General features: G+C 45.2%; 8 protein-coding genes. 7 read left to right on the top strand and 1 reads right to left on the bottom strand.

All coding sequences use genetic code 11. The annotated features are described in order from the left end of the window. Nucleotides 1–31: 31 nt before the first annotated feature. From V7O63_RS08000 to V7O63_RS07975, 6 genes are all read left to right on the top strand, one after another. The gene (locus V7O63_RS08000) at nt 32–1141 is read left to right on the top strand and encodes a transposase (RefSeq protein WP_340817689.1); all 1110 of its coding nucleotides are present in this window, start codon (nt 32–34) and stop codon (nt 1139–1141) included. 131 nt (nt 1142–1272) lie between these two features. Beyond that, on the top strand, nt 1273–3174 hold the full coding sequence (gene gatE / locus V7O63_RS07995) for a Glu-tRNA(Gln) amidotransferase subunit GatE (protein WP_340817911.1): 1902 nt from the start codon (nt 1273–1275) through the stop codon (nt 3172–3174). A 10-nt stretch (nt 3175–3184) separates the two neighbouring features. Continuing rightward, the gene (locus V7O63_RS07990; protein ID WP_340817910.1) at nt 3185–4264 is read left to right on the top strand and encodes a hypothetical protein; all 1080 of its coding nucleotides are present in this window, start codon (nt 3185–3187) and stop codon (nt 4262–4264) included. 93 nt (nt 4265–4357) lie between these two features. After that, complete coding sequence (gene carA / locus V7O63_RS07985) at nt 4358–5455, top strand: glutamine-hydrolyzing carbamoyl-phosphate synthase small subunit (RefSeq protein ID WP_340817908.1); 1098 nt, start codon at nt 4358–4360, stop codon at nt 5453–5455. Beyond that, nucleotides 5455–8679 carry a carbamoyl-phosphate synthase large subunit gene (gene carB, locus V7O63_RS07980; RefSeq protein WP_340817907.1) on the top strand — a complete coding sequence of 1075 codons (3225 nt, stop codon included), beginning with the start codon at nt 5455–5457 and terminating at the stop codon, nt 8677–8679. The genes carA and carB overlap by 1 nt, the downstream gene beginning before the upstream one ends. Before the next feature lie 55 nt (nt 8680–8734). Further along, complete coding sequence (locus V7O63_RS07975; RefSeq protein WP_340817906.1) at nt 8735–9916, top strand: argininosuccinate synthase; 1182 nt, start codon at nt 8735–8737, stop codon at nt 9914–9916. 101 nt (nt 9917–10017) lie between these two features. On the opposite strand, the gene V7O63_RS07970 is transcribed toward V7O63_RS07975, so the two are convergent. Further along, nucleotides 10018–11619 (bottom strand): tetratricopeptide repeat protein, encoded by a 1602-nt coding sequence (locus tag V7O63_RS07970; protein WP_340817905.1) that lies wholly within the window; start codon nt 11617–11619, stop codon nt 10018–10020. A 321-nt stretch (nt 11620–11940) separates the two neighbouring features. On the opposite strand from V7O63_RS07970, the gene V7O63_RS07965 reads away from it, so the two are divergent. Further along, a complete protein-coding gene (locus V7O63_RS07965) occupies nt 11941–13089 on the top strand; it encodes an FIST C-terminal domain-containing protein (RefSeq protein ID WP_340817904.1) in 1149 nt (382 codons plus the stop codon). The last annotated feature ends 45 nt before the right edge of the window (nt 13090–13134 follow it).

Genomic DNA, 13134 nt, shown 5'->3' with positions numbered 1-13134 from the left:
AGATTCATATAGTATAAATTTGGCCAGTCTCATGGAGGATATTTGTACTGTGTATAAAGGAGTCCTCTTTGAGGACTCCATTCGAAACTACGTTGGTAAAGATAATGTGTCAATTTGCCGGTTGCTACATTCTCTTAATATCGATGATATCGCACAGCATGTTGAAAACAACTACTATTCCAATAAAGACTGGCATTTCAAGTATCGTGTTTCTTCTATGATAAAACTCACCATTGTCATGTGTTTCAGAAAACTCTCATTTGACAAAACTATCTCATCGCTAACAGATGAAGAAGCTCTGCTTCTTCGTTTTGTTAATACGAACGATGATATTTCAATGCCAACTGGAGCAACACTTCACCACTTTGTGAAATACAGGTTAGGAGAAAATGGATTCCGGGAAATAATGCAAAAAGTAGCTTCGAGAATACTAGATCTAACATCTTCAAAGGACCTAAAAACAGATTCAACACCTATTGAAGCTTCTAGGTACGACAAGCATAGTGATTATAATCCGCATTATAACTGTAAAATGGATAAAGCGCATATCACATTAATCGGAACTTGTCCATTGTACATGACGTATACAAAGGGACTGGCACATGATTCTCCACAACTGGAACAGCATATTGAGTTCTTGAAAAGATTGAATCCTGAAGTTGATTCATATGCTTTGGATGGTGCATATGATTCATTCACTAACTACGCAGATATCTGGAATGATCTTAATGTGAATCCTACAATATCCCTTCCTTCTGATGCTGTTGTCAGTGAGGAAGGAAGAATAGAGAGAATCAATCATTGGATGAACAAGATGTGGAAAAGTGGGGGAGACCCCCACTTTCCACTTAACAGAAAATTGAAGTTCCTCTACAAACATGGAAGGTCAAAGCAAGTTGGAATGTATCTAAGAAATCAGAACATGGAGGATGCAGAATTCCAGAAGAAAAAAGGGACAAGACAAGATTGTGAAAGGTTTCACAAGCATGTGAAGCATATTCTCAAATTTGATGTTAGATCAATCAGAAAAGGAAGCAGAGAACTCTATGTTACCATGAACTTTGTTGTTTATCAATTGATGCTGATTGCAAATTTGCAAAACAAGGTCAAAAATCCAAATTCATTTGCAAATTATGTGTGAGAAAAAGCTTGTCAAATTAGAATGGAGAAAAAGATGAGCTAATTTGATAATCTCTAACAATAACTTTATACATCCTGAGGCTGTTTGTTGTGTAAACCGACGTATGCGAAACTAATTTGGTGAGATCATCCATGAGTGATAAATTCGATTACAGAGAACTTGGCCTGAAATGCGGGCTTGAAATTCACCAGCAACTTGACTCTAAACAGAAGTTGTTCTGCAGGTGCCCTACACAGATAAGGAACATAGAGGAATCAAACCACGAGTTCTTCCGATATCTCCGCCCTACTGCAAGCGAGATGGGAGAGACCGACAGGGCTGCCCTGGAACAGTCCAAACTAAGACGCAAGTACGTCTACAAGGCATATGATACAACCTGCCTGGTGGAGAATGATGATGAGCCTCCAACAGAGGTCAATAAGGAAGCCCTTGATATTGCTCTCAGCATCACAAAGCTGCTCAACATGGTACCCGTGGACCAGGTCCATATGATGCGTAAGATCGTGGTTGATGGTTCCAACACATCCGGTTTCCAGAGGACGGCTTTCCTTGCAAAGGATGGTCATCTTGATACATCAGTTGGTCCTGTAGGTGTCGGTGTGCTATGTCTTGAGGAAGAGGCCTGCCAGAAGATAGAGGACCAGGGAGATTCTATTATTTACTCCCTTGACCGTCTGGGGATCCCTCTTGTGGAGATAGGTACTGACCCTGACATCATCTCACCACAGCATGCAAAGGAAACAGCGCAGCAGATCGGTATGCTCCTGCGTTCCACCGGAAAAGTGAAGCGTGGGCTCGGAACCATACGCCAGGATGTTAACATCTCGATCGCAAAGGGTGCACGTGTAGAACTAAAGGGTGTTCAGGCACTCGACATGATCGAGACAATGGTAGAGCGTGAAGTTGAGCGTCAGGTCAATCTCCTTGCAATGAGAGATGAGCTGCTTGAGCGCAACGCATCCGTCTGTGATACTATATTCGATGTTACTGATATTTTCAAAGAGACAAAGTCCAAAGTTATCAAGAAGACCATCAAGAAAGGCAAGGTCTATGCTGTCCTCCTCCGTGGATTCGATGGATATGTCGGCAGGGAAGTTCAGCCGGGAAGACGTCTTGGTACCGAGTTCTCCGACCGTGCAAAGACATCAGGTGTAGGAGGGATCTTCCATACTGATGAACTTCCGGCTTACGGTGTAACTGAAGAGGAAGTACAGGCACTTCGTGCTGAGGTCGGTGCACAGGAGAATGATGCCGTGGTAATGGTAGCAGATCGTGAGGTGCGTGCCAGAGGTGCAATGGAAAGTGTGATCATCCGCGCAAAGGAAACACTTGAAGGTGTTCCAGAAGAGACACGCAGGGCACTTCCGGATGGTAACAACTCCTACCTGAGACCACTTCCGGGAGCAGCAAGGATGTACCCTGAGACAGATGTGCCACAGGTCAACATCTCTCCTGAATATTTCGATTCCATAGAGATGCCTGAACTGCTCACAGAACGTGCAAAACGCTTCGAGTCCGAGTTCGGGCTTCACAGGGAACTGGCCGAGAAGATAGCCTATTCCACATACCTCCCACTCTTTGAGGAGATCATGGAACTCCTTGGTGACAATGAGAATGTCAATGCAACACTTGTTGTCAGAACACTTACAGGAACATTACCGGAACTGAAACGTGACGGTGTCGACATAGACAATCTTGAGGACAGGCACTTCATCGACGTATGCAGCTTTATCGCAGAGGGCGGTGTTGCAAAGGAAGCGATCGATGGTCTGTTGCGTGCTCTGGCATGTGAACCAGAGCTCTGTGCAAAGGATGCAGCCGAGAAGATTGGACTTGGAAGCATTGACATTTCCGAGGTTGAGAACATGGTCGAAGCTATCATCAGTGAGCGTCAGGACTTCGTGAAGGAGAAAGGCATGGCGGCGGTCGGTCCGCTTATGGGCGTAGTTATGGCAGAGGTCCGTGGAAAAGTGGACGGAAAGACCATCAGTGAGATACTAAAACAAAAGATTAATAAATATTTAAGTGCATAATATATTTTTGATGTGCATACTTTTTACTATTTGGTCAGGAAATATCCTTAAAAGAGGATCATTCCTGCTCATTTTTCTGGCACTGGTCATATCATGTGCCTCAGCAGTTGCTGTTATTGAAAATGATGTAAGGCTCACCAACACCACAAATGCCAATCATCCTGCATGGAGTCCCGATGGTACCAGAATAGTCTATGCAGCTGACCAGGCTATCTGGATCATGAACAGTGATGGTTCAGGAAAGAAGAAGCTCTATGACGGAATGGCATGGGACGGGGAACCCGAGTTCAACGGTGACGGGACAAAGATATATTTCGCATCGGAAAGTAAGAAGGCATTCTCTGCACGCTACATAAGTGTCCACGTTATGAACGAGGATGGCAGCGAAGGAGTTAAGCTCACTGAGACTGCAGATTCAAAGGCACCTTCACTAAGTCCTGATGGAAGCAGACTGGTGTATACATCAAGAGTTTCTGGAAATTACGACATATGGACCATGTCACCCAACGGTTCGGACAGTGTCAGGCTCACAGATGCTACAGGTGATGATATTTCTCCATCATGGAGCCCTGACGGCAAAAACATTGTATATTCATCAATGGGAGACATCTTTACGATCGGTGTCAATGCTGCAAGGCCGGTACAGCTTACAAGTGATACATACGACAATGTGGAACCAGACTACAGTCCGGATGGGAAACTGATAGCCTATGCCTCTAACATAGGTGGGGATTACGACCTGTGGATATTGAATGCCGATGGAAGTTCACATACCAGGATCACAAGTGACAGTTCCTCTGAAAGAGCACCTGCATGGAGCCCTGATGGGGAAAGGATAGCCTATGTATCCAACAGGGATGGAGAATACGATATCTGGGTCATGGACCTGGGCAGCGGTTCGATCGAACTTGAGGAAATAGAAGGTGCAGGATCTACCGGAGAGGAAGAAAGGATCATTGATAACGAGTATATCCTTAAACTACGTGCCTATGCTACGGAAAAGCCCAGGGAGTTCATAGGTATGGTTCTTTTGGTATCATTCGCATTTGTAGCTCTTATAGTAGGTTCATTCCTGCGTAAGATCTCATAATTCACTATTTTTTTACATTACTCCCTGCAAAAAGCTAAGAAGCCATCGCAATGCTTATAGCCTATTCCTCACATGTATTCGCAGGTTCAAAAGATGAATGCAGTACTAGGATTAGAAGATGGGACTATTATAAAAGGCACTGGTTTCGGTGCCGAAGGTATCGTTTCCGGGGAACTTGTTTTTACAACTCAATATACTGGCTATGAGGAGGCTCTTACAGACCCTTCATACAAAGGCCAGATCCTTATGTTCACTTATCCTCTTATCGGCAATTACGGTGTCAGTGGCAACTGTATGGAGTCGGACGGGGTTAAAGCGGAAGGTCTTGTGGTCAGGGAGGCATGTCCCGAGCCGTCTCACCACTTAGGCAGGAAGACCATTGTAGAACTTATGGAGGAAGAAGGCAAGCCCGGCATTGCAGGCGTGGACACACGAATGCTAACTATAAAGACCCGTGAGCATGGAACGATGCGTGCAGCTCTCATCAACGGCAGTGATGATGGTGAAGAGGCCGTCAGGCTCGCACGTGCACAGAAGAGCATCTCAGACATCGACCTTATCTCACAGGTGAGCTGTCCGGAGCCTTTCAGGCTTGAAAGTCCTCTGAGGGACCCGAACAACCCGGTAAATGTGGTCCTTATGGACTGCGGTCGAAAGCTCAGTATCGAAAGGAGCCTTCTGGCAAGAGGAATGGATGTGACCGTTGTACCGGGTAACTCATCCATCTCAACAATAGAGTCATACGACCCTGACCTTTTGTTCATCTCCAACGGTCCCGGAGACCCTGCACAGGCGCAGGATGCGGTCGCAGCAGTAAAACACTTTACAGGAGAGATGCCGATAGTAGGTATTTGTCTGGGCCACCAGATCATCTCCCGTGCACTGGGAGCCGAGACCTACAAACTGAAGTTCGGTCACAGAGGAGCAAACCAGCCTGTAAAGGACCTTGAGACAGGAATTGTGCACATCACATCCCAGAATCACGGATTTGCTGTGGACGGGGATTCCTTTGAAGAGGCTGAGGTTGTGGTTACACAGTATAATACTAACGATAAGACTGTCGAAGGTATAGCACACAAGTACCTGGACATGTTCAGTGTACAGTATCACCCTGATGCACACCCCGGTCCCATGGACACAGAGGGAATATTCTTTGAGAAGGTTCTCAAACTCGCAGGAGGAAAGAAATAATGCCAAAACGTGATGACATTAAGAAAATACTCCTGATAGGTTCAGGACCAATTATGATAGGACAGGCAGCAGAATTTGACTTCTCCGGAAGTCAGGCATGCCGCTCCCTTAAAGAAGAAGGTTATGAGGTCGTGCTTGTAAACTCCAACCCGGCAACCATAATGACGGATCCGGACACAGCAGATGCAGTTTACATCGAGCCGATAGAGGCAAAGACCATTGAGAAGATCATAGCAAAGGAAAGACCTGACGGTCTTATTGCAGGTATCGGTGGTCAGACCGGACTTAATATTACAAGTGAACTCGCCGAGAATGGTGTCTTTGAAAAGTATGGTGTGGAACTTCTTGGTACCTCTCTGGAAGCTATCAAGAATACCGAGGACCGTGAGCTTTTCAAACAGGCAATGGAAAAGATCGGTGAAAAGGTACCTCGCAGTACCGCAGTTTCCTCACTTAAGGAAGCTGAAGCACTTATCGATGAACTAGGACTTCCCCTGATCATCCGTCCAGCATACACACTTGGTGGAGCTGGTGGCGGTATCGCTTACTCCAGGGAAGAGCTGCTGGAGATCACTGAGAGAGGACTTAGGCGCAGTCGTATCAATCAGGTACTCGTCGAGGAAAGTGTCCTCGGATGGAAAGAATTCGAGTATGAGGTTATGCGTGATTCAAATGACACCTGTATTGTCATCTGTAACATGGAGAACCTTGACCCAATGGGTGTCCACACAGGTGAGTCCATCGTCGTAACTCCATCACAGACCCTCAACGATGAGGAACACCAGGTGCTCAGGAGTGCAGCTATTAAGATCATCCGTGCATTTGGAATTGAAGGTGGATGTAATATCCAGTTCGCTGCAAAGGATGGAGAATACCGTATTGTGGAAGTAAACCCACGTGTGTCCCGTTCATCAGCACTTGCTTCAAAGGCAACAGGTTATCCGATCGCCAGGGTAACAGCTAAGATCGCTATTGGAATGGCACTTGATGAGATACTCAATGATGTCACCAAGAAGACACCAGCGTCCTTTGAACCAACTATCGATTATATTGTCACAAAGATACCAAGGTGGCCATTCGACAAGTTCGTAACAGCTGACAACACACTCACAACAGCCATGAAGAGTACCGGTGAGGTAATGTCGATCGGCCGTACTATTGAGGAGTCACTTCTGAAGGCTGTACGTTCCCTTGATATCAAGATGAACTTCGGAAACGGCGAATGGTCCAACAACGAGGTCAAGACCCTTCTCAAGACACCTACGAGCGAGAGACTTTTCGTGATCTATCATGCACTTGCAAATGGATTCTCGATCGAAGAGGTTTCAGAGCTCTCAGGAATTGATGTTTTCTTCCTCAGGAAGATCATGAACATCATTGACATGGAGAACTCCATAAAGGAGGCAGCAGGATCCGGTGAATTATCTGCAGACATCCTGCGTGATGCAAAACGCATGGGTCTGACAGATGCAAGGATCGCTGAGATGGCAGGCAAGACCCGTGAGGAGATCAATGACCTCAGGCGAGAACTGGAAGTCAAGTCCACATATAAGATGGTAGATACCTGTGCAGCAGAGTTTGCAGCTGCAACACCTTACTATTATTCATGTTACGAACAGATGTGTGAGGTCGAGCCAACCGATAATAAGAAGATATTGATCCTCGGTGCAGGTCCTATACGTATCGGCCAGGGAATCGAGTTCGATTACTGTACCGTCCATGCGGTGACCGCTATCAGGGATGAGGGGATCGAGGCCCACATCATTAACAACAATCCTGAAACAGTATCCACTGACTACGACACCTCAGACAAGCTCTTCTTTGAGCCTCTGACACTCGAGGACGTAATGAACGTGATCGAACGTGAGAATCCGGATGGAGTACTGGTGCAGTTCGGTGGTCAGACATCTGTCAACCTTGCTATACCACTTGAGAAGGAACTTAAAAGGCGTACTGATCTTAAGACCGTCATCATGGGAACATCACCTGACGATATCGATGTCGCAGAGGACCGTGAAAGGTTCAATCTCATGATGCAGAAACTGGAGATCAACCAGCCGGATGCAGGTTATGCAACATCACAGGAAGAAGCGATCACTATTGCTAACCGTATCGATTATCCTGTACTTGTGAGGCCATCATACGTTCTTGGTGGAAGGGCCATGGAGATCGTCTATGACCAGAACGACCTGGAACGCTACATGCGTGAGGCAGTAAGTGTTTCACCAGAACATCCGATCCTTATAGATGATTTCCTTGAGGGTGCTGTTGAGATCGATGTTGATGCCGTATGTGACGGTGAGGATGTGCTCATCGGTGCTATCATGGAACACATCGAAGAAGCAGGTGTTCACTCAGGTGACTCTGCATGTGTGATCCCACCGCAGTCACTTTCCGAGGAAACACTTCAGATAGTACGTGATTACACTCGCAAGATCGCACTTGCACTCAATGTCAAGGGTCTTCTGAACATTCAGATGGCACTTCAGGATGACACGGTCTATGTGCTTGAAGCAAATCCACGTTCAAGCAGGACCATTCCATTCGTATCCAAGGCAGTCGGACTTCCAATGGCAAAGATCGCAGCCCATGTAATTATGGGACAGAGCCTGAAGGAACTCGGTTTCACTTCAATGGATGAACCAAAGGTCAAACATATTTCAGTGAAAGAAGTGCTTTTGCCATTCGACAAACTCCCAGGAGCAGACCCGATACTTGGTCCTGAGATGAAGAGTACCGGAGAGGTCATGGGTGTGGATTACGATTACGGACGTGCTTTCTTCAAGGCACAGCTCAGTGCTGATAATCTCCTGCCACTCTCAGGCAAGGTCTTCATGTCCATCAGGGACGAGGACAAGGAACAACTTGTAGATGTGGCACGAAAGCTGCAGGATGCAGGTATAGATCTTATCGGTACCCGCGGTACTGCTGCATTCCTCGAGGAGAAGGGAATCGAAATGGATATCATCAAGAAGGTACACGACGGCAGTCCAAATGTCATCGACATGATGCGCAGGGATGAGGTTGCTCTTGTGATCAATACCCCAACCAACAAGCAGTCCCGCAAGGACGGCTCAAGGATACGCCGCGCAGCAGTGGATTTCAAGGTTCCGTATATCACCACGATTCAGGCAGCTGTTGCAGCATCACATGCAATATCTTCCATGAAGTCCGGTGAATCAGAAGTAAAATCCATTAACGACTATCATAAGGAAATGGCCTGATCATTTCAGGCCCTTTTTTACTTTTTTACTATTCAATCATTCAGGATCAGATATTATGACAAAGAAAGTAGTACTTGCTTATTCAGGCGGACTTGACACCTCAGTGTGCATCCCGCTCATCAAAGAGGAATACGGCTACGATGAGGTTGTTACAGTTGCCGTTGATGTAGGACAGCCTGAGGATGATGTCAAACAGGCTACAGAGAAGGCACAGAAGATCAGTGACAAGCACTTCACCCTTGATGTGCGTGAGGAGTTCGTCAATGATTACATATTCCCGCTTATCAAGGCCAATGGTGACTATGAAGGATACGTCATGGGAACATCCATTGCACGTCCACTCATCGCCAAGAAGGTCGTTGAGATCGCCGAACAGGAAGGCGCTGTTGCACTTGCACACGGTTGTACCGGCAAAGGCAATGACCAGCTCCGTTTCGAGGCAGTTTTCCGTCTTACTGACATGGATGTTATCGCACCAATGAGGGACATGAACCTAACCCGTGAATGGGAGATCGAGTATGCTAAGAAACACGGCATACCAGTAAGTGTCACATCTGCAAAGCCATGGAGTGTTGACGAGAACATCTGGAGCCGCAGTATCGAGGGCGGTAAGCTCGAAGACCCCGGATTCATCCCACCTGAGGAGATCTACCAGTGGACAGTTTCCCCTGAAGCAGCACCAGAAGGCCAGACCCTTGTCATCGGCTTTGAGAACGGTGTCCCTGTCTCACTTGACGGCGAGGAGATGAACGGTGTTGACCTTATCATCAAGCTCAACGAGATCGCAGGTTCCCACGGTGTTGGCAGGACCGACATGATCGAGGACCGTGTCCTCGGACTCAAGGCACGTGAGAACTACGAGCACCCTGCAGCTACAGTACTCCTCACAGCCCACAAGGACCTCGAAAAGCTGGTTCTCACAAGGGCAGAGCTCAAGTTCAAGAAAGGTGTTGACGACCAGTGGTCAGAACTTGCCTACTACGGCCTCGTTGACGAACCACTCTACGCAGACCTCAACGCTTTCATAGACAAGACCCAGGAACGTGTCACCGGTACCGTTACCGTGAAGCTCCACAAGGGCAGCGTCATCATACTCGCAAGGACATCCCCGTATGCACTCTACTCAGAAGACCTCGTGTCCTTTGACAGTGCGACCATCGACCAGAAGGATGCCGAGGGCTTTGCAAAGTACCACGGCTTCCAGGCAAGGATGTATAAGAAGGTTATTGAAAAGTAATGTCGTGTGCCTGATGGCATACGATTTTATTTTCGTTTTTTGTGAAAATAGAGTATCTGTTATAAGATCACAATTCTCAATATTGTGATTTAGACAACTTGTCAAGTCGACAGATTTTCGAGTTTTTCCAGAATGGTAGCAACCAATGACTGGTGCGCAGTATTTTCTGGATTAGCAGATAGAAGATACTCATAGAGTTTAAGAGCTTGATTGAATTTCTTTTTCGCTTCTTCTTGCTGCCCCATCTCACAAAGCAGAAAACCGAGATTGTTCAGAGTCATAGCTACGTCTGACCGGTACATATTATTTCCGGGGTCAGCAGATAGAAGAGATTCGTAAAGCTTAAGAGCCTGTTCGAATTTATTTTTCGCATCCTCATGCCGTCCCATCTCACTGAGCGGAGCACCGAGATTGTTCAGGGCATTAGCAACCCGTAATTGGTATACAGTATTTTCGGGATCGGTAGACAAAAGAGCTTCGTATAATGTAAGAGCATGATCGAATTTGTTTTTCGCTTCCTCCGGCATCTCCATCTCATTGAACAAAGCACCAAGGTTGTTCAGAGCATTAGCAACCCGTAATTGGTATACAGTATTTTTGGAATCGTTAGACAGAAGAGCTTCGTATAATTTAAGAGCACGCTCGTAGCTTTTTTTCATTTCATCCGGTCTCCCCATATCACCGAGCAGATTACCGAAGTTGTACAGGGTGTTAGCAACCCATGACTGGTATTCAATGTTTTTTGAGTCAGTAAAAAGAAGAAACTCGTATAATTCAAGAGCCCGATTGTAGCTCTTTTTTGCTTCCTTTTGCTTCCCCGTTTTTTTAAGCAGATTTCCAAGGTTGTTCAGGGTCATAGCTACGTCTGACTGGTACGCCGTATTTTCCGGATCATCCGATAGAAGAGACTCTCTGATTTCCAGAGAGCGATTGTAGCTATTTTTCGCTTCCTCCTGTCTCCCCATATCATTTAGCAGAGCACCAAGGCTATTAAGAGTGTTAGCAATCCATGACTGGTATGTCGGATTTTCTGGGTCAGCAGACAGAAGAATCTCTCTGATTTCTATAGCTCTCTCGTAGTTTATTTTTGCTTCCTCTTGCCTCCCCATGTCACTGAGCAAATCTCCAAGTGTGTTCAGGGTCAGAGGTACATCTGACTGGTAAGTCATATGTTCTGTGTCAGCAGAAAGAATATTTGGATTTATTTTTTTAGCACGCTCGTAGTTTTCTTCTGCTTCATCTTCCCTCCCCATTTCGATGAGCAGCATTCCGAGAACGTTCAAAATGTTAACAACCAATGACTGGTACATTGTATTTTCTGGATTAGCAGACAGAAGAGTCTCATATAGTTTCAGAGATCGCTCGTAGATTTCTTTTGCTTCCTCTTCCTTCCCCATATCAGTGAGCAGGCTCCCGAGGTAATTTTGAGTATTAGCAACCCATTTATAATAAAATGATTTTTCCTGAGCAAGTTTCTCCTGAATACTTAAAGCTTGCAGGTAGTATTCAAGAACCTGTTCTTTGTTAAATCCTGCAATATTTAAGATGGAACCAATCATACATAGAGCACATGATAAAATTTTAACATCATTTGCTTTTTCGGCACAATCTCTGGCAGAAATAGCAAATTCAAACGCTTCTTTATATTGTTCTTTTGACTTGAATAAGTAAGATTTGTCCAGTAAATCCTGACAAGTACCCATGTATGGAATCTTTTTAATAGTTATAAATAACTTTCTAAGTTGAATATATTCCCTTTTTTTATTGTCTTCAAACAATGATTATTTTTGTAATGATTACAAAAATAACCATTACAAAAATAATCATTTCTGACTCTACATATCATGCATCTCCAATTCAACCACTTTTTAACCAGTTATCTCAATAAAACTGTTAAATAAAATAATATATTTATATAATATTAGTCTTAATTTCTTGAAGAGATGTAAGCATGCCTTTAGCATCTCTGCAAAAACGATGTATGTATACAGCATAGGTTTGAATCGAATATCCCGGTGAATTTCATGTATATTCCTGAAGCAACTGTTCAGACGATCGTTAGCACGATCGAGGGATCTGGCATCAAGAAGAACGAGACAGCTTTCATAATGCTTTCCGAGCATCAGATACCTGACATCGAGACCCTGATATCTGAACTCAACGAGAGAAATATCGAATTTGTCGGCGGGATATTCCCCGGACTGTTACACGGTTCGGAAAAACATGATACCGGTGCAATAATTAAGATACTGCCTGTGATGCAGCCACCGATATTGGTACATGATAACGGCAGATCGTTAAAGGATATGGAAGAACTGCTGAAGCCACTCAGGTCAGTTTGTGATAAAAGTACTACGGCATTCATTATTGTGAACGGTGCCTCTCCTAAAACATCATCTTTACTCTCGTCCCTTTTCAGCCTTTTCGCAGATTCTATTGAATATATTGGCTGCGGTGCCGGGTTTGTCGAAAACAGACCTGAACCGATTATTTTTACCCCTGATGGTTTTTTTGAGGACGCTGCTGTAATAACCCTCCTCAACATGCACTGCGACCTTGGCGTACATCATGGATGGGAAAAAGCGATCGGTCCACTGGTCGTGACAAAAAGCGAAGGCAATGTTGTAAAAGAGCTGAACTGGAGAAATGCCTTTGAAGTCTATAAAAAAGCAGTAGAATCCCATGGGAAAATAGAAATAAAAGACGATAATTTCCTTGAAATATCAGCCCACCATCCTTTAGGTATCTATCTCGAGGACCATGAAGACCTTCTGAGAGTGGTGGTTCAGACAAATGATGAAGGTCATCTGATCTGTGCAGGGGACATGCCGGAGAATGCAGTACTCAATATAATGAAAGGGGACACTGCCAGATTCGTCCGTTCTGCAGAAAGGGTGCTTGACGATTGTTTCACCAGCAACCAGACCGATCATAAGCATTGTCTTGTTATAGAATGTGTTGGAAGGTCCATTTATCTTCAGGATAATTTCACAGAAGAGCTAAAAACAATTAAAAAAAGAATGGAGAACAGGAACATACGCATCATCCCCGAAGGAGTTCTCTCAGTGGGAGAGATCGCTTCAATGGGCGAAGATATCCTTGAATTCTTCAACTACACAATTGTAGCAGGAATGTTCCGTGACTCCACCTGCACGAAACATACTGATCTTTAACCAGCACTGAAGCAGGAAAATATACTTTTTTGAACGGAAACCTGT

The sequence above is a fragment of the Methanolobus sp. WCC4 genome (assembly GCF_038022665.1).
Taxonomy (GTDB): domain Archaea; phylum Halobacteriota; class Methanosarcinia; order Methanosarcinales; family Methanosarcinaceae; genus Methanolobus.
The sequence above is the reverse complement of the archived record's forward strand: the minus strand, read 5'-3'. Positions and strand labels throughout refer to the sequence as shown.